Source organism: Brenneria alni (genome assembly GCF_003666245.1).
GTDB classification, from domain to species: Bacteria; Pseudomonadota; Gammaproteobacteria; order Enterobacterales; family Enterobacteriaceae; genus Brenneria; species Brenneria alni.
Window position 1 is genome coordinate 13322 of sequence record NZ_MJLZ01000025.1, and the last position, 26894, is coordinate 40215.

Below are 26894 nucleotides of genomic sequence, written 5' to 3' on the forward strand. Positions count from 1 at the left end.
AGATTTACGAAATTCTTACCTTTCGCTTGCTAAAGATTACCGATGCTTTTCCACAATGAGAATAGAGAACGCTATTTGTTTAAGCCTCATTTGATAATTGTAATTTAGTGAAATCACACAATTCAGCGGCTTTTTCTGCAATAGCAGGGACGACACCAAATGTTCGATCGGTACGATACATGACAGCATAACGCACCAGAGGAGGCGCCGGTTTTAATTTGATTACCCCTAGTTTTTGTTGCGCTACCAGAAAGTTTAAACATTTCACCGGAAGATAGGTGATCCCAATACCTGAAATAGCCAGCCCAATCTGGGCTAACAGGTTATTGCTGATAATATTTTTATTGAACGTAATGCCCCGGCTTGAGAAGTAACGTTCATAAATAAGACCAGTACCGGACTGCGCGCCTTGTAATAAAAACGAATAATCGGGAATATCCAATAAATCTAATTCCGTACCATGAGGGATGAGTTTAGGCGAGCACATCCAGGCATTTTCGACACTCTTTAATGGCACTGAAATTAACCGGACATCATTGAAAATATCGGGAACGATAATTAAATCCAGCAAGTCATTAGTTATATTTTCATATAATACCGAACTTAGTTCAATTGACGGTTCAATCCGCACTCTGGGGTATAACATTCTGACCGACTCAATCAGGCTTGGTAACCATGTCATAGCCGTCAATTCAGTCACTCCCAGTCTTAATCGACTGACCAGCACTTGTTTATCACTGATCCTCTCCAACAACTGATCGCGTCGATTAATAATGTCTATACAGTAATCCAGCAGTTCCCGTCCCTTTTCTGTTAATTGGGCGCTGCGGCTCCTTCTGTCGAATATTTCAATATTGAACGACTCCTCAAGCTCATGGATCCGTTTTGAAATAGCTGATTGCGACATGCTGAGTTTACTGGCAGCGGCTTCGAAGCTACCTGAGGTGACTATCCAGTAAAGTGCATCTATTTGCTTAAAAGTGATCATAACGACATCTCATGAATAAAAGTAATGTTTTTCATTCATAAAATATCGCTAAAACTATTTAAATTCTATAGGTAGTATCACAAATGCTGTTGTACACACATCATCAATAATCAGATGCAGACGTAATACTATGATTAAGAGGGGAATAATGAACTTACCCGGAAGCGTGATTAATCCTGCGCCAGAACCTGCCAGCCAGAAAGTACGCGACGCCTTTATAGATGTCGTTACCCCCCATATTAGTGACAATTTGTCTCGCAGTATCGGTATTAACGGGCTTACCCGTTACAACCAGTCTGGAAAACTGGTCGGCACCGCTCTCACCGTGAAATCCCGTGGGGGAGACAACCTGGTTGTCTATAAGGCAATGACCATGCTTAAGCCAGGCCACGTATTGGTTATTGATGCCGCAGGCAATCTTGACAATGCCATGATTGGCGAGTTGATCAAACTGGAATCGTTAAGACGTGGATGTGTTGGATTCATCGTGGACGGTGCAATACGGGATATCGCCAGTTTTATCGATACGCCCTGCTATGCACGAGGCGTGACGCACCGCGGCCCCTACAAGGATGGCCCGGGGGAAGTCAATGTTCCGGTTTCCGCTGGCGGGCAAATAGTCAATCCTGGCGACATCGTGGTGGGAGATGAAAACGGCGTTATCTGCTTTGCGCCTCAATTTGCCGAAGAGCTACTTGCTCTGGCCGCTGAACATTCAGCGAAAGAAGAAGCAATCAAACAGCAGATCGCCTCCGGTGAGGAAGATCAGACCTGGTTTACCAACATACTCAAACAAAAAGGGCTACTTTAATCATGGTAAATAAAAAACAGATATCTGGCCGTCTGAGCCGCATCAAACCATCGCCCAGTATTGCCGCCAACGATCTGGTCACTCAACTGCGTACCGAAGGCAAAGACATCATAAATTTCACCATTGGTGAACCTGACTTTGATACACCAGGGCATATTATCGCCGCAGCGATTGCCGCCATGAGTAACGGTGAAACACACTATACGCCAGCCAGTGGAACACTGGCGCTGAGAAAGGCAGTCAGTGAAAAATTAAACAGAGACAACCGGCTGGACTATGCGCCGGACGAAATTGTCTGTGGCTGTGGCGGCAAACACATTATTTTTCATGCTTTTGCATCGACTTTAAATGAACAGGATGAAGTCATCATCCATGCCCCCTACTGGGTTTCCTACCCGGATCTGGCGATCCTGAACGACGCCTTGCCCATTATTATTGAAGGACGGGAAGAAAATCATTTCAAACTTACGCCGCAAGATCTGGAAAACACAATTACGCCTTACACCAAATGGCTGGTATTGAATTACCCGAATAACCCAAGCGGCGTTGTCTATACACATGAGGAGCTTTCCGCCCTCGCCAATGTTTTAAGAAAATACCCCAACGTGCTCATTATGCTGGATGAAATCTATGAATATTTTGTCTATCCGGGTAATAAACATATCTCTATGGCTGAGGTAGCGCCTGATTTGAAAGATCGCATTTTGATCATTAACGGCGTGTCCAAAGGCTATGCCATGACCGGATGGCGACTCGGTTATGGCGCCGGACCGCAATGGTTGATTTCCTCTATTACCAAATTGATCTCTCAGACCACAACCTGTCCCAGTTCCGTCAGTCAGGCGGCAGCCATTGCCGCACTTTCCGGCGACCAATCACCGGTACAACACATGCTGGATGTTTACCGCCAACGTCGGGATCGGATATCGACATTGTTAGGCGACGTACCCGGACTGCATTTTACGCCACCATCCGGTGCGTTTTATTTATTCCCTAACGTGTCTGAACTACTGGGGAAAGTGACGCCGACAGGTCAGAAAATCAACACAGATGACGACATAGTGCAATATTTGTTGCAGGAAGGGGGCGTGGCTACGGTCGGTGGACGTGCTTATGGTATGTCGCCCTATATCCGAATTTCTTTTGCCAGTTCACTGGATATTATTGAAGAAGGATGCAATCGAATTAAGTATGCGCTCGCCAAATTAAAGTGACGCTTTGTATGTACGCAGGTTTTAGCATATTAAAATCCTATATCTATGTTAGTGAGGTGCCATAATAAAAACCAATATTTAATTAAGGCAAAAAATAAACGTCATTGCCATTTTCACTCAGCAACTCATGAAAAAAAGTGATTTTAAACCAATATAAAAAATCACTTTTTTTACCAGGATAAATGGTCTATTACTAGTATTCAACGTGTGTTGTATCAGTTGAGTTTTTTGCAAACCTTTCCTGAGCACAGGTTTCCTTCACCTGAAACCTCCAGCAATTTTTATAGCGTTTTGGTAAATACGGAGAACGACAATGCGTAAAATATTAATAGTCACACTGGGTGCTGTTGCAATGTCTTTTCTGACAGCAACAGCCCATGCCGACCAGCTTGCCGACATCAAAAGTAAAGGAACGCTGATTTGCGGAACATTGGGTACAGCCGAACCATTTAGTTTTCCTAATCCCCAGACCAGGAAAATTCAGGGATATGACGTAGATTTTTGTAATGCGATAGCCAAAAGTCTGGGTGTCAGACCAGAACTCAAACTCATCTCCGTTGCCGCCCGCATCCCCGAATTGCAACAAGGGCGCGTCGATGTACTGGTTGCCAACCTCGGTTGGACGCCCGAACGTGCGGAACAAATCGTCTACAGTGATAGTTACTATGCCAGCTTGCAGAAAGTCGCGGCCAAACGCAGCCAGGACTATAAAACACTAGACGATCTTGAAGGCAAACGCGTCAGCGCACCAAAAGGTTCGACCTCCGAATCAGCCGTAAAAAGCCGTTTACCCAGCGCTAAAGTCATCACGTTTCAGGATCCTCCCGCCGCATTTCTCGCCATGCAGCAGGGCAAAGTGGAAGGTTTTGCCGTCTCGGAAATTATGCTGATGAAATTCAAAAAACAGGTCGAGAGCAGTTCGCCGATTAATATCCTCGAACCTGCTTTAATGACAGAAGCATGGGGGATCGGAATGAAAAAAGGCGAAACGGCGCTGATCAATCAGGTTAATAGCACCCTGCAATCTATGGAAAAATCGGGCGAAGCACAGCAGATCTTCAACAAATGGTTGGGTGAAGAAACGTCTTATGGCTTGCAGCGTAATTTCACTATCCAGCCGATTAAAGGCTGACAAGCGTTGTGCAGGTATACCCTAAATAATTCGAGTTGCAAGAAAGCGGTAAGGGAAGGACAAATTCGTCGGGAACGAATTTGACCAGCCAACGGCTGGCCTTCGGTGTGAGACAGGATGTCTCTCATTAATCCCGATGAGCTTACTCAGGTAAGTGATTCGGGTGACTGACAAATCTGCCTGGAGCAGATTTGAACGCTGCCCACAGCGGCCCCGTAGGGGCGAGGCCCACGGATGGGCCGAGTAACGCAGCCAACGCATATGCAGCTTGAAGTATGACGAGTATAAAATATATCAGGAGTTTCAATGGCAAGCCGATTAGATTTCTCAGTCCTGACACAAGGTGAGTATCCGCATTGGATACTCCAGGGGATCATCACAACCGTTGAACTGACCGCATTGGCATGGATGATTGCTCTGGTGGTGGGGACATTACTCGCCCTGATCCGCATGAGTAATAACCGTGCGGGGAAAATGCTGGTGGCCTGCTATGTTGAGTATCATCAGAACGTCCCTATGCTGGTGCAAATTTTCCTTTGGTATTTTGGTATTCCCACGTTATTTCCCGAAACGCTACAGACTTGGGTGAATACGCATAACAGCGAATTCCTGTTTGCGTTTATTGCAGTCGGGCTGTGCATGGGGGCTTACATATCGGAGGATCTGCGTGCAGGCATTCGGACGATACCGCGGTCACAAATTGAAGCCTCACGAGCGTTGGGGCTGGGATATGTGCAAGCTTTTCGTTTGGTTGTGTTCCCCCAAGCGGTGCGTGTTGCCCTACCGACATTAATTAACCATAGCGTATTGTTGTTTAAAAACACCAGTTTAGCCATGACGGTCGGTGTTGCGGAGCTTACCTATGTAGCCCGTGAAATCGAGAATCAGACATTTCACACAGCCGAGGTTTATTTTGTGGTTACCGCCCTGTACTTGTTTGCTTCTTTGCTCATCATGCTTACCGGGTCCGTCCTCGAGCATCGTTACCGTATTAAAGCGAGGTAGGAATGAGCGATATCCTATTAATTCTTAAAGATAACTGGCTGCTATTACTGGTGGGCCAATATCCCAATGGCCCGCTTGGAGGGTTAGCAATTACTTTTTTGCTTTCCATCCTCGGTCTGTTGCTCGCTTTCCCATTAAGCCTGGTAATTGCACTGGCGCGTGTCAGCCCTTTCCGCTGGTTGCGCGTACCGGCTACCGTGCTGGTTTATGGGGTTCGCGGTATCCCATTGGTTATGCTTATTTTTTGGGTTTATTTTTTCGTCCCGTTGTTAATCGGTCAGACGGTGAATGGTTTCACAACCATGCTGGTGACGCTGGTGATTTATCAGGCCGCCTACCTTGCCGAAATCATCCGCGCCGGCATCATTGGGCTGCCCAATGGCCAGACGGAGGCCGCTCGTGCGGTAGGACTGAGCTATATGCAAACTACGGTAAAAGTGATCTTGCCTCAGGCGCTCTACAATATGATGCCAGCCATAATCAGTCAGTTTGTTTCTACTATTAAAGAAACCTCTTTGGGTTATGTGATCAGTGTTAATGAACTGACGTTTGCCGCAAATCAGATTAACAGCACGCTGCTGACGAAACCATTCGAAGTCTTCCTCATCCTGACTGTTATCTATTTTTTACTCTGTTTTTCGTTAACGCAATTAGCGCGTTTCGTAGAACGGCGCATTAATAAAAAACGTGCCGGAGAAAAAAAGACAATAATGACTAATTTATCCACTTCAGTATCGCTCTGAAAGGACAATGAACGCCACAATGGGGAAATCTTTATCATGACAAATAACACAACGCGTAAAGTACCGATGATCGTATTTAAGTCAGTCAATAAATGGTACGGAGATTATCATGCGCTGAATAACGTGACCGCACATATTTCCAAAGGCGAGGTTGTGGTTGTTTGTGGCCCCTCGGGATCGGGAAAATCGACGCTTATCCGTACGGTAAATCGCCTGGAGGATATACAGCAAGGGTCGATACAATTTGATGGGCAAGACATACACTCCCCGGCGTTGGATCTGAATCAATTCCGCAGTCACGTCGGGTTTGTGTTCCAGAGCTTTAATCTCTTTCCCCATCTGTCGGTGGCAGAGAATATTATGCTGGCGCCCATAAACGTACTCAGGAAAAAGAAAAAAGAGGCTAGGGAGCGTGCGGAACAACTCCTTAACCGAGTGGGACTCGCCGCAAAAATTGATGCTTATCCCGGCCAACTTTCCGGCGGACAGCAACAGCGAGTGGCTATCGCCCGTGCGTTGGCAATGGACCCACCGGCCATGCTGTTTGATGAGCCGACCAGTGCGCTGGATCCAGAAATGGTCGGTGAAGTTTTACAGGTCATGAAAGGCCTCGCTCAGGAAGGAATGACCATGATGTGCGTCACCCACGAAATGAACTTCGCCCGCGAAGTTGCCGATCGTGTGTTATTTATGGATAACGGAAGCCTGATAGAAACCGCTACCCCCGGTGAATTTTTTTCAAATCCACAGAGTGAACGAGCCAGGAGATTTCTTACTGAACTTCGCGCACATTGATATTCAGAATATACCCGCCATCTTTCAAGTTGCAGGCGTGTTGTCTGTGTTACACGGCCTCGCCCCTGCGGGGCCGCCGCCAGCGGCGTTCAAATCTGCTCCACCCCGATTTACGGAATTCTTACATTTCCTTTTATCAAAGATTACCTATTCCTTTCCGCACTCAGAGTAAATTACCCTTTCCGATTTTTACCCTTATGATTATTCAAGGACGCATTACCCTGATGCCATTACGATTCATGACAACGCGCAGCATTATCATTGTGGTTGGCGTGGTACTTACCGCCATGCTTATTTATCTGTTTTCATCACGATCAGATTCAACAGTGAACTATATCACCGCTGCCGCTGAAGTCCGTGATATGGAGGAGACGGTTCTGGCGGACGGCACCATTGAGGCACAAAAGCAGGTTAGTGTTGGCGCACAGGTTTCAGGACAGATAAAAGCGCTGCACGTGACGTTGGGAGATAATGTCGCCAAAGGGCAGTTGCTGGCGGAAATTGATGACCTCACGCAGCAGAACACGTTGAAAAACAGTGAAGCCGCGTTAAAAAATGTGCAGGCGCAACGGGCAGCCAAACTCGCCACACTGCACAATGATCAATTGAGCTGGCAGCGCCAGCAGATGCTGGTGAAACGCAGCGTCGGCGCCCAGGCGGATTACGACAGCGCCAAAGCGACACTGGAGGCGACAAAAGCCGATATTGATGCGTTAGATGCTCAAATTGTTCAGTCAAAGATTGCCGTCAACACCGCCCAGGTCAATCTGGGCTATACCAAAATTCTGTCACCGATGGACGGCACCATCGTCTCGCTGCCGGTCGAAGCCGGGCAAACGGTCAATGCGGCACAAAGCACGCCCACCATTGCCAAAGTCGCCAATCTGAATACCATGACGATCAAAGCGCAGATATCCGAGGCTGACATCGTTAAAATCAAGACAGGTATGCTGGTATGGTTCAGCATCCTCGGCGAGCCAGATCGGCGCTACCAGGCAACACTGCGCGCCATTGAACCTGCCCCGGACTCGATTGATGATGACACAACCACCTCGTCCAGCAGCACCAGCAGTACATCATCCAGCAGCGCCATCTATTACAACGGCCTGTTCGACGTAGAGAACCCCGAAGGCGTGTTACGCATCTCCATGACTGCACAGGTCTACATCCTGTTGTCATCCGTCAAAAACGCCATTGTGGTTCCCGCCACCGCCTTAAGCATCCGTGATGGCCTGCACCATGTTCAGGTGGTCAACGACCACGGGCAGGTTGAATCCAGAATTGTAACCGTCGGTCTCAACGATAACGTCTATACCCAACTGCGCGCTGGCGTAAGCGTGGGCGAACGCGTCATCGTCAGCCAGCAGTCAGCCAGTGCGGTAACAACGCTCCGACCCGGCCCACCGATGGGGCTGTAATCATGGCTGAATCATTACTCAAACTTAGCAATATCACGCGCCGCTTCACTAACGGTGAACAAACCGTCACGGTGCTGAGAAATATTAATTTGACGATCAACGCAGGGGAAATGGTCGCCATTGTAGGAGCATCAGGATCGGGAAAATCGACGCTGATGAACATTTTGGGATGTCTGGATAAACCCTCCGAAGGGAACTATCAAGTCGCCGGTCATGCGGTACAGACACTAAGCAGTGATAGGTTAGCGCAACTGCGCCGCGAGAACTTTGGCTTTATCTTCCAGCGCTACCATCTGTTGGGCGATCTCACTGCACTGGGTAATGTGGAAGTGCCCGCCATCTATGCGGGCAAATCGCGTCAGATACGGCGGCAACGCGCAACGGATCTACTTAGCCGACTGGGGCTGGGCGAACGCCTGAGCTATCGCCCCAGCCAGCTTTCCGGCGGGCAACAGCAACGGGTCAGTATCGCCCGCGCACTGATGAACGGCGGGAAGGTGGTTCTGGCCGACGAACCCACCGGCGCACTGGATACGCACAGCGGTAATGACGTGTTAGGCATCCTTGCTGACCTGCATAAGCAAGGGCACACCGTGGTGATTGTGACGCATGACATGCAGATTGCAGAACTTGCTGAACGCATTATTGAGATTCGCGACGGCGAGATCATCGCCGATCGTCAGGTAAAACCGCCACAAACGCCGCCTCTCTCCTCCCCCGTCTCATCAGCGGCAATATCACCGCTGAACCAAATGAAAGATCGCTTCATTGATGCGTTTAAAATGGCGTTGCTGGCGATGAATGCGCAACGAATGAGAACCTTCCTGACGATGCTAGGGATTATCATCGGCATCGCGTCCGTGGTATCGGTGGTGGCATTGGGAAAAGGCTCACAGCAGCAGGTATTGGCGAATATCAGCGCTATGGGCACCAGTACACTGGAGATTTTCCCCGGTAAAGACTTCGGGGATATGCGATCCAGTGCGATTCAAACGCTGCGCGCTACGGATATTTCACCGCTGGCGCAGCAGCCTTATGTCCATAGCGTCACGCCTGCGGTATCGACCAGTGTGATGCTGCGCTACCGCAATATTGCCGTTTCCGCTAACGTGACCGGGGTTGGCGAACAGTTCTTTACCGTACGTGGCTACACGCTGGAACAAGGTATCACCTTCCCGGCCAGTAGCGTGACTAACCTGGTACAAGACGCCATCATTGATAAAAATACCCGGAATAAGCTCTTCGCCAACGGAGAGAACCCCATCGACCAGGTGATTTTACTCAATTCAATGCCAAGCCGGATTATCGGCGTAGTCAGCAAAAGCCAGTCTGGATTCGGCAGTGATGAAAACCTGAACGTCTGGGTTCCCTACACCACGGCAATGAAACGCATGATCGGCCAGTCTTACCTGAAAAGCATTACCGTGCGGGTAAAAGACAATGTCGATCTGAACGTCGCGGAACAGGGTATTACCCAGATACTCACGCAGCGGCATGGCACAAAAGACTTTTTTGTCATGAACACGGACAGCATCCGCCAGACCATTGAGAAAACCACATCGACCATGACGCTGCTGGTCTCCATGATCGCCCTGATCTCCCTGCTGGTCGGCGGCATCGGCGTGATGAACATCATGCTGGTGTCCGTCATGGAACGAACGCGAGAAATTGGCGTTCGCATGGCGGTCGGCGCCAGAGCCAGCGATATCATGCAGCAATTTTTGATCGAAGCCATTCTGGTCTGTTTGTTTGGCGGCGGGCTGGGCGTGGTGCTTTCGCTGGCCGTGGGGGTAATATTTGCCAATTTCAGCGCCAATTTCGCCATGGTTTACTCTACCGGGTCGATTATTGCCGCCTTTCTGTGTTCCAGCCTGATTGGCATCATCTTTGGGTTCTTCCCAGCGCGGCGTGCCGCACAAATGGAGCCGATACACGCGCTGGAGCGGGAGTAGCAAATCGGCGCTGCCTAATCAAACACGCCTGTCGATAAATAGCGATCGCCCCGGTCACAGGCTATCGTCACAATAAAGCTACCGGGGTTTTGCGCCGCGATACGCAGCGCACCTGAAACTGCGCCGCCGGAGCTGACGCCGCAGAAAATCCCTTCCCGACGAGCCAGTTGGCGCAGCGTCTCTTCCGCTTCCTGCTGAGAAACATCCATGATGCGATCGACAAGATCCGCACGGAAGATGCCGGGCTGATAACCCGGCGCCCAGCGTCGAATACCGGCAATATGGCTGCCTGCGGCTGGCTGTAACCCCGCAGTAACGATCTCGCTACGCTGCGCTTTCAGATAGCGGCTGACGCCGGAAATGGTGCCGGTGGTTCCCATACTGGCCACAAAATGCGTTAACTTCCCCGACGTTTGCCGCCAGATTTCCGGGCCGGTCGTCAGAAAATGGGCTAGCGCATTATCCGGGTTATTAAACTGATCGAGGATTTTCCCTTCACCTGACTGCGCCATGTGCTGCGCCAAATCGCGTGCGCCCTCCATCCCCGACTGCTGGCTGACTAAAACCAACTCGGCGCCATAGGCACGCATGGCAGCCTGACGCTCGCGGCTCATATTCTCCGGCATCAATAGGCGTAGACGGTAGCCTTTCACCGCCGCGATCATCGCCAGCGCAATGCCCGTATTGCCGCTGGTTGCTTCGATCAACCTATCGCCAGGAACGATATCACCCCGCGTTTCCGCCTGCTGAATCATAGATAACGCTGCACGATCTTTTACCGATCCCGCCGGGTTGTTTCCTTCTAGTTTCAGCCAAACTTCACTGCCCGTTCCCTGCGTCAAACGCTGCAACTTCACCAGCGGAGTGTTACCAATGCAATGTTCAAGCGTTGTCAAAAACCAGCCCCCACAAATGCCTTAAAACACATTACAGCGTCAGCAGACGTTCCAGCGAAGGAGCAAAGAAATAGCTGCCGCTCACCGCTCGGGTAAAACGCAGCATATCGTCACGCTTGCCATCCCGTTCGCCAAACATGCTGAGTAGCTGCTGCTCAATGTTATGCAGCCGTGCGCAGTAGGCGATAAAATAAAGCCCGTGCTTGCCGCTTGCCGTGCCGTAAGGCAGGCTTTGGCGTAAAATTTTCAACCCTTTGCCGTCCTCTTTTAAATCAACACGGCTGACGTGCGACGTCACCGGGCGCTGTTCAGAAGAAAGCTCCTGGTTATCCTGCTTGGTACGGCCAATCATCTGCTCTTGCTGCTCAACGCTAAAGCGCTGCCACTGCTTCAGATTGTGCTCCCAACGCTGAACAAACACATAACTGCCCCCGGCATCCGGCTGGCCGTCGGGAATGATCGCAACACCGTGGCGGGCATCGCCCTGCGGGTTTTCCGTCCCATCCACGAAACCGCTCAAATCGCGGTCCTCGACACAGCGAAAGCTATGTATTTCCTCTTCCACATGGATGGCACCGCCAAAAGCGGCCAGAGCCGCCTGCGCCAGACTGAAGTTCACATCATGCCGTAATGACTGAATATGAATCAGCAGATCGCGCTGGGTGGCTGGCGCCAGCCCTTTACCTAATGGCGTAAAGGATTTGAGTTCCAGCGCAGAATTGAGGCAATCCAGATCACGCCACACATCATTGCCAAAAGCCAGCACGGCGCCTAAGCCGACATCAGGAAATTGCTGTTGCAGCTCGGACAATGCCTGACAAAACTTTTTGCATCCCTGCCGGATGGCATCAAATTCCCCTTGCACCATAGCTTCCATAAAAATGGCAAAACGGCGATGCTCCAGCAAAATACCGCTTTGAATTTGTGTCATCTCGTCTTCCTCAATCTAATCATTCTTCTTTGTTGTTGTTTGTGAAGTGCTTATCTGCCATTGAGTGTGTGCAGAACCGCTATCATACCGGAAGAATCGAGATTTTTACTTTGCGTGAGAGCAAATTAATTTCGCGCTTGCGCATACCAGACAATCTTGCTCACCCGCCATGTTTTGAGAATATCATCAGGCGGCATTAACCCTTCCGGCCCGTTCCAGTCGCCGGAAAACAGGTAGCTGACATGTTTGCTTTGTGGGGCGACACACTCAACGCTTTGGGCATCATCCCCCTGCCCCGGCTGGCACACACCAAACGCTTTGCTGTAAGAAGCGCTGAAGGTGTCCCCGATTTTTACCCCCCACTCGCTGCCGATTGCCGCATCCATCACCTCAACTTTCTGGACATGACGCTTTGGCTGGCCACTGATAACCAATTTAACGGCCTTGCCGTCCAGCGCCTGATAAAAGGCGACGAGTTGACCGTTGGTCGAACCCATTCCGCTACGCAGGCGATAGTTATTATCCAGCGCTTTCTGTAAGACAGGTTCGGATAACGGCGTACCAGCATTAATCCCGCCAACGCCGGTATCCGCTACCTGAAGCGAGCCGCCAAACCAGTTAAACGGCGACAGGCTCGACCAGGAAAAATTGGACAGTGTGCCGCACCCGCTCAGTAACAGCGGTAACCCCAATAATAATGGGCGAAATATCATGACATTTACTCCTCAATAGTGAACGGCCCCAATCGGTAGCCGTTATCGCCAGATTTGGGTTTGAGTATAAGGTCGACGGAAAGTGCCGTAAAAGACAGGATAATCGAGATTAAGATTACCATTAATAATGAGGTGAAAGAGAAAGCCCAGTGAGCCTAAGCCCGCGATGAGCGCACGCGCTCTGACATAGCCAGGCGCCGCCTCAACCGGATCAGTATTCCTGATCCTCAATCAGCCGTTTTCCCAGCGTCACGCTATCGACCATTTCATAATCCAGCTTTTCGTACATGCCAATCACCGCGTCGTTATCTTCACGCACCATCAGGTGGATCTTGGGGCAACCACGGGCAATAAGTTTTTTTTCCAGGCGGCTGATCAGCGCATTGGCAATGCCTCTGCCACGAAAATCAGGATGTACGCCGAGATAATAGGCGGAACCGCGATGACCGTCATACCCACCCATGACAGAGCCCACCACTTCGCCACCGACTTCCGCCACCAGAAACAGATCGGGATCGTGGTTTAGCTTACGTTCAATATCCATTTCAGGATCGTTCCACGGACGCAGCAAATCGCAGCGTTCCCAAAGGGTGATCACTTCTTCAAAGTCATCTTGCCGGAATATGCGGATTTCCATCATATTTACCACTGTGCAATTAGGTAAGTTCTGATTATCGCGTGATTTGTGTCAGACGCAATATCAAATTACCGCCGGTCAATGGAAATGAACCACGCGGGGCCAGACGCAGGGATATTATTTATTGATTGGCAATAATCGTTATACTGTTTGGTCTTATTAAGCCGCAATAAAAGGAACCCTTGCGCATGTCTCATATCAGTGCCGTAAAAACTTTTCTGACTACGTTGCAGGATGATATCTGCCGACAGCTTGCCGCAGCAGATGGCGCTACCGATTTTAATGAAGATATCTGGCAGCGAGCGGAAGGCGGAGGCGGACGCAGCCGTGTATTATCCGGCGGCAGCGTATTCGAGCGTGCCGGCGTCAATTTTTCTCACGTCACAGGCAGCGCATTACCCCCTTCTGCCAGCGCGCATCGCCCTGAACTGGCTGGCAGGCGCTATCAGGCTATGGGCGTTTCGCTGGTCATTCATCCGCTAAACCCCTTTGTTCCCACCAGCCACGCCAATGTGCGTTTTTTCATTGCGGAAAAACCGGGTGAAGAACCGGTGTGGTGGTTCGGCGGCGGCTTTGATCTGACGCCGTATTACGGCTTCGAGGAAGATGCCATACACTGGCATCAGACCGCGCACGATCTGTGTCATCCTTTCGGCGCCGACGTTTATCCCCGTTATAAGAAATGGTGCGATGACTATTTTTTTCTCAAGCACCGTAACGAAGCCAGGGGCATCGGCGGATTATTCTTTGACGATTTGAACACCCCCGATTTTGATACCTGCTTTGCTTTTATCCGTGCGGTCGGCGGAGGTTTTCTGGATGGCTATCTGCCGATCGTCGAGCGGCGTAAGGCCCTGCCGTGGGGCGAGCGCGAGCGCGAATTTCAGCTTTATCGCCGCGGGCGCTACGTCGAATTTAATCTGGTATGGGATCGCGGTACGCTGTTTGGCCTGCAAAGCGGCGGGCGCACCGAGTCAATTCTTATGTCGATGCCGCCGCTGGCCCGCTGGGAATACCAGTATCAGCCCGAACCAGACAGCCCCGAAGCCGCGCTGTACCGGGATTTTTTACCCGTCAGAGATTGGCTGAGTGACAATAACAGCGGAATACCCCCAACAGGAGTAATCAAGTAATGCAGATTTGGGTCGACGCCGATGCCTGTCCCAACGTCATTAAAGAGGTGCTGTTTCGCGCCGCAGAGCGTACCGGAACACCAACGACGCTGGTGGCCAATCAGTCATTGAAAGTGCCGCCATCACGCTTTATTCGCACCTTGCGCGTTGCCGCCGGGTTTGATGTTGCGGATAACGAAATTGTGCGCCGGGTTGAGCCGGGCGACCTGGTGGTCACCAGTGATATACCACTGGCGGCTGAAGTGATCGAAAAAGGCGGCGTGGCGCTGAACCCTCGCGGCGAACGATATACGCCGGACACCATCCGCGAACGGCTGAACATGCGTGATTTTATGGATACCATGCGCGCCAGCGGCATACAAACCGGCGGACCAAATACCCTGACGCAGCGCGATCGCCAGCAGTTTGCCGGTGAGTTGGATAAATGGCTACGACAATCAATGTAAGCTCATCAGAAAAAAAACCTGCTGAAGCGCAACGCTCCGGCAGGCTTTTTTACTTCAAGCAGACATTACAGCGGCTGGGTCTGCGCCTCAACCACCGCCAGCGCCACCATATTAACGATACGGCGCACCGAGGCAATTGACGTCAGAATATGCACCGGTTTGGCAACCCCCATCAGCACCGGGCCAACCGTCACCCCTTCCGAGGAAGAAACGCGCAGCAGGTTATAGCTGATACGCGCCGCTTCCATATTTGGCATGATCAGAATATTGGCTGCTCCTTTCAGCGGGCTGTTTGGCATCCGCTCGCGGCGGATCGCTTCCACCAGCGCGGCGTCACCGTGCATTTCGCCGTCAATTTCCAACTCCGGCGCCAGTTTGTTCACCAGCGCCAGCGTCGCACGCATTTTCTGTGCGGTTGACGAATCAGACGTACCAAAGTTGGAATGCGACAACAAAGCAACTTTCGGTTCAATACCAAAGCGGCGCACGGTGTTTGCCGCCATCAGGGTAATTTCAGCCAGTTGCTCTGGAGTCGGATCGGCATTGACGTAAGTATCGGCAATAAACGTATTCCCACTCGGCAGCATCAGCGCATTCATGGCGCCGGCCACATGCACGCCATCACGATAACCGAACACACTCTCTACCACCTCAAAATGCTCTTCATAAGTACCGATGGTGCCGCAGATTAGCGCATCCGCCTCACCACGCAACACCATGATGGCGCCAATCAATGTCGGATTACCGATTACTTCACGCTGCGCCATTTCCTGCGATACGCCGCGACGTTTCATGATTTCGAAATACTCACTCCAGTACTCTTTGAAGCGCGGATCGGACTCATTATTGACCACTTCAAAGTCTTTACCGATAGTCAGTTGCAACCCCAGCTTTTGCAAACGCATTTCGATAACGTTCGGGCGCCCGATCAATATCGGAAAAGCCAGCCCCAGCGTCACCAGTTCCTGCGTCGCATGGAGCACTCGCGCATCTTCACCTTCGGCAAAAACAACCCGTTTAGGTTGCTGGCGCGCCTGAGCGAAAATCGGCTTCATAAACAGGTTGGTTTTATAGACGAATTGGGTCAGTTTCTCGATATAGGCATCGAAATCTTCGATCGGCCTCGTCGCCACGCCGGACTCCATTGCCGCTTTCGCCACCGCCGGGGCAATCTTGATAATCAGCCGCGGATCGAACGGTTTTGGGATCAAATACTCCGGGCCGAACGACAGATCCTGATCGCCATAAGCCGACGCCACCACTTCGCTCTGCTCCGCCAGCGCCAGATTAGCGATGGCATGAACACACGCCAGCTTCATCTCTTCATTGATGGTGGTGGCTCCGACATCCAGCGCGCCACGGAAGATGAACGGGAAGCACAGTACGTTGTTAACCTGATTAGGATAGTCTGAACGACCGGTACAAATAATGGCATCCGGACGAACCGCCTTAGCCAGCGGCGGCAGAATTTCCGGTTCAGGGTTAGCCAGCGCCAGGATCAGCGGACGTGGCGCCATAGTTTTCACCATCTCCGGCGTCAACACGCCGGGGCCGGAACAGCCGAGGAAAATATCGGCATCGGGAATGACATCCGCCAGCTTACGCGTGCCGTTATCCTCAATGGCGTAAGCCGCTTTGGTTTCCGCCATGTTATCTTCACGGCCTTTGTAGATCACCCCGCGTGAATCACAAACCGTGATGTTGCGCGGCTGCATACCCAACGCCACCAGCAGATTCAGACAGGCAATGGATGCCGCGCCCGCGCCTGAAACCACCAGGCGCACATCGGCGATATTCTTCTCAACCACACGCAGCCCATTGAGCACCGCAGCGGTACAGATAATGGCTGTACCGTGCTGGTCATCATGGAATACCGGAATTTTCATCCGTTCGCGCAGTTTCTTCTCAATGTAAAAGCATTCCGGCGCTTTAATATCTTCCAGATTGATACCGCCAAACGTCGGTTCCAGCGCTGCAACAACGTCGATCAATTTATCCGGGTCCAACTCGTCCACTTCAATATCGAATACATCAATACCTGAGAATTTTTTAAACAGAACGCCCTTACCTTCCATCACCGGCTTACCGGCCAACGCGCCGATATTACCCAGCCCAAGCACGGCAGTACCGTTGGAGATCACCGCCACCAGATTACCGCGGGCGGTGTACTTATAGGCAGCCAGCGGGTCTTCGGCAATTTCAAGACAAGGGGCGGCAACACCAGGAGAATAAGCCAGCGCCAGATCGCGCTGGGTAGCCAACGGTTTGGTCGGTGATACCTGAATTTTCCCTGGAACTGGAAACTGATGGAAATCCAATGCGCTCTGTTTCAGTTGATCGTCCATTGTTGCATCCTTTATCTATTTTCGTTATGCAGAATTAGTGAGACTTTAAGAGGCCAGTATAATATGTGATGCTTGTTAAACTTTGAAGGGCGGCAAAAACCGGAATTTAATTTCGCTTTATATAGTTAATATAGTTAATTTACAGGTGGGTTTTTCAGTCCTCTCAGGCTGTCGACTGAAAAAATGTATAGGGGGGAACATCATCGGGGCGTAAATTCATCAACCCAACACATCCTTGTGTTCAGCCCTTGTGTTTAAGGCGTAATAATAAAGGAGTTAATCGAATTCGGCAGCAGATCAAAGCGCAGAGTCTTACCTTGCCAGGCGACGTTCAGTTCCCGCAGCGACTCAAATGCATTGTTAATATTCACCACAATACTTTTGTCCGGGTTTTCAAACGCCACCGCATTACCGCTCATTCTCCCGGTTAGCGTTCTGCGACGCGCGCCTTTCTGTACCAGTGCGGAAAAGTGACGCATCACATAATATTCAGGATTATATGTGACGGCCTTTTGCTGCTTATCAATGGAAATCATACTGTTTTGTTTCCATCCCCAGGAACTTTCACCACCGGCTTCCAACACCATATTCCAGTAGAAGTAGCCATTTGCACCATTCACCAGATAGTGACGGAACAGACCAAATACATAGTGCGCGTAAGGCCACGCGTTCTTCCCGTCGCCGCATTCATTTTCTGTCTGGTAATAGCGCAATTCGGGGTAGCTTTCCACCGTTCTCTGGATCGCATTTTTCCCGGCCCATTGATAGCCCACGCCAGACAGATAGGAATAAGCGGTTTTATCGCTCAGAACATAATTGGCGTAATCATCATAATCTTCGCCCACTTCCTGCATAAACGCCGGAGCATTGATGGTTCCCAACCAGATTTCGGTATCAGGCAAATGTTTCGCAAAGCGTGGCCCGAGGTAATCAGCGGTAAACTGCCGCAATTGCTCGCCGCTCCAGACGCAAGAAGGAAATTTCTGATCAGCCGCCACCTCGTTCTGAATATGGATCTGAGCAACCCGGATACCTTCTGCCCGATAGTGCTCAATGAATTTCTGAAAATAAAGAGCATAGGCGTTCAGCGTCGCATCATCCATGCGCAAACGGCCATAGTTATATACCGGATGCGTTTTCATCCAGGTGGGCGGACTCCAGGGCGAACCAAACAGCGTCATTTCCGGCTGGCGTTGTAATGCCGCATGAATATAAGGAATTAAATATTTCTTATCCCGTGCAATGGAAAAATGCTGCATGGCATAATCATCCGGCATTTCATTGAGGCTATACCACGATTGCGCATAATCACTGGCGCCGATGGGAATTCTCCCCATATTCAACCGGCACTCGCCGCCAGGAGAAAAGAGGTCATCGAAGATGGTTTCTCTTTGTGAATCATCCAACGCCGCAAGCGATGCCATGCCCAACTCATTAAAACAGCCGCCAAACCCTTCAATTTCCTGGCCGTCCATCTCTCCCAGCACCAGATTAACAGGCCCCTCGCCGGTAGTAACCGCAGTATTGACCTGCCATTGCCGAACGTCGTCGCTGCTGATCCAGGTAATTGATGACATAACTCCCCCTTATGATTCCAACATCGTTATGCGGTTTTGTCTGACTGAAGCGAACTTTCAATCTTTTTGTTTTTTATTGCTTTTATCTTTTCATCATTTAATGAATAGCGTCTCATAATCAACACCAGTGAAAATACCAGTAGCGCGGGTAATAAGGTAAAAAGCAGCTTTATGGTAAGAATCGACTGAGCGTTTTGTTCACTGCCGCCGCCAACATATCCTCCCCATGCCAGCGACCAGCCAATTAATGCACCACCGATAGCAATACCCAATTTAATGGCGAATAAATTTGTCGAAAATACCATTCCGCTCAAACGGCGTCCGCTGACACTTTCTTCCAGATCAACGACGTCGCTTACCATACCCCATTGTAACGGGGTCGCCGCCGCCTGAATAAAGTTAATGATAATGACCAACCCAAACACAAAAAATAAATTTAGCGGGCTTACAAAAAAAAGAATGACCAATAATACAGCCTCAATCCCCATTGAGTAATTAAAGCCTTTTACTTTATCGATATTTTTAAAAATAACGGCAGAAAAAATAGCGCCTGCAATGCCGGACAAGAATACCACTGATAATAAAGGTGTCGCCAGCTCAGGGCGTTTCATTACGCTGTTCACATAATATATTGCCACCCCGCCTTTAAAGATAACGGCAATTAAGTTCACCACATTCAGGGTGAACATAATTCGCCAGTCTTTATTGGCAGATAAACACTTCAAATCTTTCCAGATACTGGCCGGTTCCCCAGAATCGATATGGCGTTCACGGGTATTTTTAAAACAGGTAAATAATAAAGCAACGCTCAGAACCCCCATGGTAATCATCGTCATAAAATAACCATGCTGTTTATCACCCTGCCCTAAATATGCCACAAGGGGCAACGCCGACATTGAAACAAACAGTCCTCCCAGTCCGCTGAACGCAAACCGGTACGATTGTAATGATACTCGCTCACGTGAATCATCCGAAAGGTTATTAACCATCGCACAATAGGGAACATTAACCGAAGTATAAACTAAAGAAAGCAGGATATATGAAGTATAAGCGTAAACCAGTTTGCCGGTGTAGCCAAAATCCGGCGTATAAAATGTTAATGCGCACAGCACGCCAAAAGGAATAGCAAACCATAATAAATAAGGTCTGAATTGCCCGAAACGGCTACGGGTTCGGTCAGCAACTGCCCCCATTAACACATCGGCAACCGCATCAATGATCCTAACCGCAAGGAACATTGTGCCCATATGCGCAGGTGATAGCCCATAAATATCCGTATAAAAATAGGCCATAAATAACATGACGGTTTGCCAGACTAAATTACAACCGGCATCCCCCAACCCATAGCTTATTTTTTCTTTTATCGATAATTTTATTGAAGATGTAGGTATTACAGAAGACATAGTTATCCCCTCAGAAAAAATATTATTGTTCTGATACTTCCATTACGTTCAATTATTGTATATTTATAACCCTCACCACATTTTTAACGAATAATTTATTCCATAATTTGTGGCGTATATAGAAATAAACAGGGTCAATTACATAAGGAATCTGAACCTGATGAGTGAGCCATATCCCATTTTTGAAAATATTCCCGTCACGCCAGGTGAACGCTTCACATTACGCCGGGATAACATCCCGGCGTTTGTGGGATGCCACGCCGGAACACATTTTCATGTGATGAGTGAAATTATGTGGTTCAGATGCGCCTGCGGCACGTTTGTTATCCAGGATACCGCCTATCCGATAAAAAATAATACCCTGGTTTACGTACCCACGCTTTTTATGCATGAAATGATACTGGAGTCTTGCCCCAGGCATTTACGCTACTTATTGCAATATGAGGAAAGCTGGCTGGAAGAGATGCATTTGCCTGTTAAGCCGCTCCAACGCATCCAGCCGATGGTTATGTACCTGAATGAGGGTGAGGCATCACGTCTGGAGGTACTATTTTCCTGGGTGGGCGAAAAATCAGCATCGACCACAACCTTATCGCTAAGTCTGCTGCGCTCCATCGTGATTTTCACCACGTCAAAATTAACGCTGGATTCAACACCAAACCCGGAATTATCCTGCCACCAACAAATAACCTGTCTGATCAATCTGATACAACAGATCGATGAACAAAAAAACTATACTATCAGCGTCACTCAGGCCGCCCGCCAGTGCGGCTGGTCTGACTCCTATTTCTCCCGCACATTCAGGCAGGCATTTGGGCAAACATTCAAAACGTTTATCCTGAAAAGAAAAATATCACTCGCCATCGACCTGCTCATCAATTCCGATCTCAATATTTCAGACATTGCCTACCAGACCAGCTTCACTGACTGCGCTTATTTTTGCGCCCGTTTTAAACATATCGTCGGTATGTCGCCGAAAAAATTCAAAGAGAATATCTATCCCTAAATAATTCGAGTTGCAGGAAGGCGGCAAGGGAAGGACAAATTCGTCGGGAACGAATTTGACCAGCCAACGGCTGGCCTTCGGTGAGAGACAGGATGTCTCTCATTAATCCCGATGAGCTTACTCAGGTAAGTGATTCGGGTGACTGACAAATCTGCCAGGAGCAGATTTGAACGCTGCTGGCAGCGGCCGCGAAGGGGCGAGGCCCACCGATGGGCCGAGTAACGCAGCCAACGCACATGCGGCTTGAAGTATGACGGGTATATACTCACCACGCCGAGATTTCTGGCCCGGTTGACTGACTACCCTATCCGCCAAACCATCCCCGAATATAGACATGCTGTAGCAACATAATGGTTTTCGCATCCTTAATACGGCCATCGTTCACCATGTCCATCGCCTGTGAGAAAGGCAGCTCAAGCACCTCAATGTCTTCATCCTCGACACCACCGCCCAAGTTGTCATAGAGGGACTCATCATATTCTGCGGCGAAAAAGTACAGCCGTTCAGTCACCCCGCCAGGCGACATATAGGCATCGAACAACGCTTCGACGTTGCTAACCGCATAGCCGGTTTCTTCGATCGCCTCATTACGGATACATTCCTCCGGCGAATGATCGTCCAGCATCCCGGCACAGGCCTCCAGCAGCATACCGCTTTCATTGCCATTCAGATAAGTAGGAAGACGGAACTGCCGCGTCAGGATAACGGTGCCCTTCTCCCGGTTATACAACAGAATGGTCGCCCCGTCGCCACGGTCATACACTTCCCGGATCTGGCGTACCACACCGCCATTCTTTCTTTTTAAATCAAAAACATACTTATTGAGAATAAACCAATGGTCAGACAACAGTTTCTTTTCGATGATATCAATTGGCGACGACATAACTGCACCCCGGCAAGGAAGAATCAGCGTCTGATGATAAGACGGGGCTTACCGGAATGCACGTATTGTCACAATCCTAAGGCCGTGCTGACAAGCAAGTAAACATTCAGCGATATCACAACAAAAACAATCAATTTCCCGGTATATTGTATCAATCGGCTGTTAACCATATTCCCCATTAATTCCCGGTTACCGGTGAATGACAGTAAAGGAACCAATGCCAGCGCGATACCGAAACTCAATATAACCTGACTGACTACCAGCACCCTGGTAGGATCCATCCCCGCCAGAATGATAATAAACGATGGCAGCATAGTCACCGTACGCCGCACCCACAGAGGAATATGGAAACGAATAAATCCCTGCATGACCACCTGCCCGGCCAGCGTACCGACAACAGCCGAAGACAGCCCCGCCACTACCAGACTCAGGCCGAAAATGGTCGCTGCCGCTTTCCCCAGTAAAGGCTCCAGCGTCAGATAGGCCCTATCCAGATCGGCAATATCCTGATAGCCGCTGAAATGGAAAGCCGCAGCAGCCGTCGCCATCATCGCCAGATTAACAAACCCGGCTATCGTCATGGCAATGGCCACATCGACTTTAGTCGCGGAATAACGTTCCGCACGAGTATGTTTGCCCTCGCGTTGCGTCAGGGAAGAATGCAGATAAATGACATGAGGCATGATCGTCGCCCCCAACACGCCTGCCGCCAGAAAGACCGCATCCGACGTCGGCAGACTGGGGATCGCCATACCTCGGGTCAGAGCAACCAATTCAGGACGTGAAAACACCAGTTCAACGATGTAGGCCGCGGCGACAAACAGCAACAACCCGCCGATCACCATTTCCAGCGGCTTTTGTCCACGCTGTTGCAGCATCAAAATCAGAAAAGTGGCAATACCGGTCAGAATCGCCCCTTCAAGCAGGGAAACACCCAACAACAGTTTGAAGCCGATGGTCGCACCGATGAATTCAGCCAGATCGGTCGCCATGGCGATGATCTCGGCCTGTACCCAATAGGCCCAAACGGCGGGCCGGGGAAAGCGATCGCGGATCAGTTCAGCCAGATTTTTACCGGTGGCGATGCCAAGCTTGGCTGACAACAACTGGATCAGCATCGCCATGATATTGGCCCACACCACCACCCATAACAGGGTATAGCCATAGGCGGCGCCGGACTGAATATTGGTCGCGAAGTTACCCGGATCGATGTAACCGATCGCCGCAATAAAGGCTGGCCCCATCAAAGAAAATTTGATCTTTCTTGATGTACGGCTTGCTGACTCGACGACACGGCTACCCGGCATAGTATAACCCTTCTAACGCTGTTGTTTTATTACTCTCACAGAAATGATAATGATTATCAAGCGCATTTAGAATGGCGATACCAATTCTTCTGATAGTTAAAGATGATGAGTGATCGGGAAAATAAAAAACACTTTTTTAACAAACAAATCTTAACAAAATATAAACAAAAAACCCCATGCCTGTGCATGAGGTTCGTGTGAATTCAAAAATGAATCAGTCTTACGCTTTAGAAACAGCCACCATCGCCGGACGCAGCAGCCGCCCGTTGAGCGTGTAGCCTTTCTGCATGACCATTATTACGTGATTCGGCTTATGATCGGCTGATTCCAGCATCGTCATTGCCTGGTGGACTTCCGGGTTAAAAGGAACGTTCACTTCCCCTACCACCTCGATGCCAAACTTATGCACGGCATCCAGCAACGATTTCAGCGTCAGTTCAACACCCTCAATCATTGATGCCAATGCAGCGTTGGATTTATCAGCCATATCCAGCGCACGTTCAAGGTTATCGATAACCGGCAACATTTCACTGGCAAATTTTTCTACCGCGAATTTATGCGCCTTCTCAACATCCATTTCCGCACGACGACGGACATTATCGGCTTCGGCACGCGCACGCAGTATACTGTCGCGCTCACGCTGTTGCAGTTCACTCAATTGCGCTTCCAGCTCGGCAATACGCTCATCACGCGGGTCAGCTACATCTGTTGTCTCTGGCGCGGCTTCCGCTTGTTGCCCTTTTGCTGTATCCATTTGATCCAAGACTTGCTCGTCAGGCGTGTTCTGTTCTTTACTACTCATGAAATTCTCCGCGGTTTAGCATTAATCTCGCTAGTTGCTTATTATGGGGATCAAAACCGGGGATGCAAGGGAGCCAGTCACATATTGGCTTCACTCGATACCGGTCACATCACGCTGAGGATAACGACAGCAATGAATAAACCGTTTAATTGTATTGGCATAGTCGGCCACCCGCGCCATCCCACTGCGCTGGCAACCCACGAAATGCTCTATCATTGGCTGACCGGTAAAGGTTATTCGGTACTTATTGAACAGCAGATTGCCCTCGACTTGAACCTGAAAGATGCCCAGACCGCTAGCCTGGCTGATATCGGGCAACAAGCCGATCTGGCGGTAGTGGTTGGCGGTGACGGCAACATGCTGGGTGCAGCCCGTGTATTATCACGTTATGACATTCAGGTTATCGGCGTTAACCGCGGCAATCTCGGGTTCCTGACCGATCTGGATCCCGACCATGCCCAGCAGCAACTCGCCGATGTATTGAACGGCCACTACCTGAGCGAACGGCGCTTTATGCTGGAAGCGCATATCTGCCGCGCCGATCAGCCCAGCAGCAGCAGTACCGCCATTAATGAAATTGTGCTTCACCCCGGCAAAGTGGCGCACATGATCGAATTTGAAGTCTACATTGACGACATCTTCGCTTTCTCTCAACGTTCAGACGGCCTGATTATCTCCACACCAACCGGATCTACCGCCTATTCATTATCTGGCGGCGGCCCGATCCTGACCCCTTCACTGGACGCCATCGCGCTAGTGCCCATGTTTCCCCATACGCTCTCGGCCCGTCCATTGGTTATTAACAGCAGCAGCACTATCCGGTTAAAATTTTCCCATATCACCAGCGATCTGGAAATCAGTTGCGACAGCCAGATTTCGTTACCGGTACAGCAAAGGGAAGAGGTGCTGATTCGCCGCAGCGAATACTACCTGAATCTTATTCACCCAAAAAATTACAGCTACTTCAATACATTAAGTACGAAACTGGGTTGGTCGAAAAAATTATTCTAAAATTATCGCTCTCTACTTTACTGTATATAAAACCAGTTTATACTGTATGTAATTACACCATGTCATTACATACAGGAAACTATCATGCTGGCGCAACTCACTATCAGTAACTTCGCCATCGTGCGCGAGTTAGAAATTGATTTTCAGGCAGGAATGAGCGTTATCACCGGGGAAACCGGCGCCGGGAAATCCATTGCGATTGACGCCCTCGGCCTGTGCCTGGGGAATCGCTCCGACGCCAGCATGGTTAGGCCAGGGGCCTCCCGCGCCGATATCTGTGCCCGTTTCTCGCTGGCGGATACGCCCGGCGCGCGCCAATGGCTGGAACAAAACCAACTGGATGACAGCAACGAGTGCCTGTTGCGCCGGGTGATTGGCGCCGACGGTCGTTCCCGTGGCTTTATCAACGGCACGGCGGTGCCACTCTCTCAACTACGCGATCTCGGCCAGCACCTAATTCAGCTTCACGGCCAACATGCACATCAGTTACTGCTCAGGCCTGATCACCAGAAACATCTGCTGGATGCCTATGCAGATGAACCCCAGTTGCTTGGCGCCATGCAGCAAATCTGGCAGCAGTGGCACCAGAGTTGCCGTTCACTGGCGCAGTTGCAACAGGCCGCCATTGAGCGGAAAGCGCGGCGCGAACTGCTGCAATACCAGTTGAAAGAGCTGAATGAGTTTGCATCTCAGCCCGGCGAATACGAACAGATCGATGCCGAATACAAACGGTTGGCGAACAGTGGACAATTGCTGGCATTGAGCCAGCAGACGTTACAGTTACTCAGCGAAGACGAAGAGCAAAACATCCTCAGTATGTTACACAGCGTCAAACATCAACTCAGCGAATTAGTCGGCATGGACGATAAACTGTCCGGCATACTCTCCATGCTGGAGGACGCGGGGATCCAAATCAGCGAAGCCAGCGACGAGCTGCGCCACTACAGCGAACAAATGGATCTCGATCCAATCCGACTATACGAGCTTGAACAACGGCTATCCCGCCAGTTGGCGTTAGCGCGTAAACATCATATTCCACCAGAAGCATTGCCAGCATTCCATCAACAGCTTTTGGAAGAGCAACAATTACTGGATCAGCAGGAAAGCGACCACCAGACTTTGGGCAACGACGTAAGCGAATACCATCAACAGGCGCTGCATATCGCCGGGCAACTACACCTTCGCCGGCAGCACCATGCCAGTGAACTGGCTCAGTTCATCACCGCCAATATGCATGAACTGGCTATGCCGCACGGACACTTCACCATTGACGTCAAATTCACCCCCGAGCATCTGACCGCCAGTGGCGCGGACAGTATTGAGTTTTGTGTTACCACCAACCCCGGCCAACCTCATCAACCGTTGGCTAAAGTGGCCTCCGGTGGAGAACTTTCCCGTATCGCACTGATTATTCAGGTGATCACCGCACGAAAAATGGATACGCCAGCGCTGATTTTCGATGAGATTGACGTGGGGATCAGCGGCCCGACAGCAGCGGTTGTTGGCAAAATGCTGCGCCGGCTTGGCGACTCGACACAGGTCATGTGTGTCACGCATCTGCCTCAGGTAGCAGGTTGTGGTCACCAGCACTTCTTTGTCAGCAAACAGACGGACGGCGCAGAAACGGAAACGCTGATGCAGCCACTCGATAAACGCGCCCGGCTGCAAGAACTGGCACGCCTGTTAGGTGGGGGTGCCGTAACGAAAAATACGCTGGCAAACGCAAAAGAACTATTGGCTGCATAA

24 protein-coding genes are annotated in these 26894 nt (G+C 50.2%); 13 read left to right on the forward strand and 11 right to left on the reverse strand.

From position 1 onward, the window contains the following. Nucleotides 1-79 precede the first annotated feature (79 nt). The gene (locus BIY29_RS12010; RefSeq protein ID WP_121575360.1) at nucleotides 80-988 is read right to left on the reverse strand and encodes a LysR family transcriptional regulator; all 909 of its coding nucleotides are present in this window, start codon (nucleotides 986-988) and stop codon (nucleotides 80-82) included. 148 nt (nucleotides 989-1136) lie between these two features. Here BIY29_RS12010 and BIY29_RS12015 point away from each other — a divergent pair, with 148 nt between their 5' ends. From BIY29_RS12015 to BIY29_RS12050, 8 genes are all read left to right on the forward strand, one after another. Further along, nucleotides 1137-1799, forward strand: coding sequence for an RraA family protein (locus BIY29_RS12015; RefSeq protein ID WP_121575361.1), 663 nt, complete (start codon nucleotides 1137-1139; stop codon nucleotides 1797-1799). Between the two features lie 2 nt (nucleotides 1800-1801). Then, nucleotides 1802-3013: a pyridoxal phosphate-dependent aminotransferase gene (locus tag BIY29_RS12020; protein WP_121575362.1), complete on the forward strand. Its 1212-nt coding sequence runs from the start codon at nucleotides 1802-1804 to the stop codon at nucleotides 3011-3013. Nucleotides 3014-3326: 313 nt separating this feature from the next. Then, nucleotides 3327-4145, forward strand: a complete 819-nt coding sequence (locus BIY29_RS12025; protein ID WP_121575363.1) for an ABC transporter substrate-binding protein — start codon at nucleotides 3327-3329, stop codon at nucleotides 4143-4145. 306 nt (nucleotides 4146-4451) lie between these two features. After that, nucleotides 4452-5150 (forward strand): amino acid ABC transporter permease, encoded by a 699-nt coding sequence (locus BIY29_RS12030; protein ID WP_121575364.1) that lies wholly within the window; start codon nucleotides 4452-4454, stop codon nucleotides 5148-5150. A gap of 2 nt (nucleotides 5151-5152) precedes the next feature. Beyond that, a complete protein-coding gene (locus tag BIY29_RS12035) occupies nucleotides 5153-5893 on the forward strand; it encodes an amino acid ABC transporter permease (RefSeq protein WP_121575365.1) in 741 nt (246 codons plus the stop codon). Nucleotides 5894-5929: 36 nt separating this feature from the next. Further along, complete coding sequence (locus BIY29_RS12040) at nucleotides 5930-6688, forward strand: amino acid ABC transporter ATP-binding protein (RefSeq protein ID WP_276310291.1); 759 nt, start codon at nucleotides 5930-5932, stop codon at nucleotides 6686-6688. 224 nt (nucleotides 6689-6912) lie between these two features. Further along, entirely contained in the window at nucleotides 6913-8106 is a 1194-nt protein-coding gene (locus BIY29_RS12045) for an efflux RND transporter periplasmic adaptor subunit (RefSeq protein ID WP_121575404.1), read from the forward strand. Between the two features lie 2 nt (nucleotides 8107-8108). Further along, nucleotides 8109-10058, forward strand: coding sequence for a MacB family efflux pump subunit (locus tag BIY29_RS12050; RefSeq protein WP_121575366.1), 1950 nt, complete (start codon nucleotides 8109-8111; stop codon nucleotides 10056-10058). A 14-nt stretch (nucleotides 10059-10072) separates the two neighbouring features. On the opposite strand, the gene cysM is transcribed toward BIY29_RS12050, so the two are convergent. The 4 genes from cysM to BIY29_RS12070 form a co-directional block, all read right to left on the reverse strand. Then, nucleotides 10073-10954 (reverse strand): cysteine synthase CysM, encoded by an 882-nt coding sequence (cysM, locus tag BIY29_RS12055; protein WP_121575367.1) that lies wholly within the window; start codon nucleotides 10952-10954, stop codon nucleotides 10073-10075. Nucleotides 10955-10985: 31 nt separating this feature from the next. Beyond that, entirely contained in the window at nucleotides 10986-11885 is a 900-nt protein-coding gene (locus BIY29_RS12060; RefSeq protein ID WP_121575368.1) for a Dyp-type peroxidase, read from the reverse strand. Between the two features lie 125 nt (nucleotides 11886-12010). Beyond that, complete coding sequence (locus BIY29_RS12065) at nucleotides 12011-12598, reverse strand: RpoE-regulated lipoprotein (protein WP_121575369.1); 588 nt, start codon at nucleotides 12596-12598, stop codon at nucleotides 12011-12013. A gap of 211 nt (nucleotides 12599-12809) precedes the next feature. Next, the gene (locus BIY29_RS12070; protein ID WP_048636081.1) at nucleotides 12810-13235 is read right to left on the reverse strand and encodes a GNAT family acetyltransferase; all 426 of its coding nucleotides are present in this window, start codon (nucleotides 13233-13235) and stop codon (nucleotides 12810-12812) included. A gap of 188 nt (nucleotides 13236-13423) precedes the next feature. Here BIY29_RS12070 and hemF point away from each other — a divergent pair, with 188 nt between their 5' ends. After that, nucleotides 13424-14368, forward strand: coding sequence for an oxygen-dependent coproporphyrinogen oxidase (hemF, locus tag BIY29_RS12075; RefSeq protein WP_121575370.1), 945 nt, complete (start codon nucleotides 13424-13426; stop codon nucleotides 14366-14368). Next, the gene (locus BIY29_RS12080; protein WP_121575371.1) at nucleotides 14368-14814 is read left to right on the forward strand and encodes a YaiI/YqxD family protein; all 447 of its coding nucleotides are present in this window, start codon (nucleotides 14368-14370) and stop codon (nucleotides 14812-14814) included. The genes hemF and BIY29_RS12080 overlap by 1 nt, the downstream gene beginning before the upstream one ends. A 65-nt stretch (nucleotides 14815-14879) precedes the next feature. Here BIY29_RS12080 and maeB read toward each other — a convergent pair whose 3' ends face one another. The 3 genes from maeB to BIY29_RS12095 form a co-directional block, all read right to left on the reverse strand. Beyond that, entirely contained in the window at nucleotides 14880-17159 is a 2280-nt protein-coding gene (maeB, locus tag BIY29_RS12085) for an NADP-dependent oxaloacetate-decarboxylating malate dehydrogenase (protein WP_121575372.1), read from the reverse strand. A gap of 254 nt (nucleotides 17160-17413) precedes the next feature. After that, nucleotides 17414-18736 carry a glycoside hydrolase family 30 protein gene (locus BIY29_RS12090; RefSeq protein ID WP_121575373.1) on the reverse strand — a complete coding sequence of 441 codons (1323 nt, stop codon included), beginning with the start codon at nucleotides 18734-18736 and terminating at the stop codon, nucleotides 17414-17416. Nucleotides 18737-18762: 26 nt separating this feature from the next. Further along, entirely contained in the window at nucleotides 18763-20139 is a 1377-nt protein-coding gene (locus tag BIY29_RS12095) for a glycoside-pentoside-hexuronide (GPH):cation symporter (RefSeq protein WP_121575374.1), read from the reverse strand. Nucleotides 20140-20299: 160 nt separating this feature from the next. On the opposite strand from BIY29_RS12095, the gene BIY29_RS12100 reads away from it, so the two are divergent. Beyond that, the gene (locus tag BIY29_RS12100; protein ID WP_121575375.1) at nucleotides 20300-21145 is read left to right on the forward strand and encodes a helix-turn-helix domain-containing protein; all 846 of its coding nucleotides are present in this window, start codon (nucleotides 20300-20302) and stop codon (nucleotides 21143-21145) included. Between the two features lie 304 nt (nucleotides 21146-21449). Here the strand turns inward: BIY29_RS12100 and nudK are convergent, their stop codons facing one another. The 3 genes from nudK to grpE all read right to left on the reverse strand — a co-directional run bounded on the left by nudK (nucleotide 21450) and on the right by grpE (nucleotide 24137). Continuing rightward, the gene (gene nudK / locus BIY29_RS12105) at nucleotides 21450-22028 is read right to left on the reverse strand and encodes a GDP-mannose pyrophosphatase NudK (protein ID WP_121575376.1); all 579 of its coding nucleotides are present in this window, start codon (nucleotides 22026-22028) and stop codon (nucleotides 21450-21452) included. Nucleotides 22029-22096: 68 nt separating this feature from the next. Beyond that, entirely contained in the window at nucleotides 22097-23335 is a 1239-nt protein-coding gene (locus BIY29_RS12110) for an Nramp family divalent metal transporter (protein ID WP_121575377.1), read from the reverse strand. Nucleotides 23336-23555: 220 nt separating this feature from the next. Further along, nucleotides 23556-24137, reverse strand: a complete 582-nt coding sequence (gene grpE, locus BIY29_RS12115; RefSeq protein ID WP_121575378.1) for a nucleotide exchange factor GrpE — start codon at nucleotides 24135-24137, stop codon at nucleotides 23556-23558. A gap of 132 nt (nucleotides 24138-24269) precedes the next feature. Here grpE and nadK point away from each other — a divergent pair, with 132 nt between their 5' ends. Both nadK and recN read left to right on the forward strand, forming a co-directional pair. Further along, nucleotides 24270-25148 carry an NAD(+) kinase gene (gene nadK, locus BIY29_RS12120; RefSeq protein WP_121575379.1) on the forward strand — a complete coding sequence of 293 codons (879 nt, stop codon included), beginning with the start codon at nucleotides 24270-24272 and terminating at the stop codon, nucleotides 25146-25148. Nucleotides 25149-25232: 84 nt separating this feature from the next. After that, nucleotides 25233-26894 carry a DNA repair protein RecN gene (gene recN / locus BIY29_RS12125; RefSeq protein WP_121575380.1) on the forward strand — a complete coding sequence of 554 codons (1662 nt, stop codon included), beginning with the start codon at nucleotides 25233-25235 and terminating at the stop codon, nucleotides 26892-26894.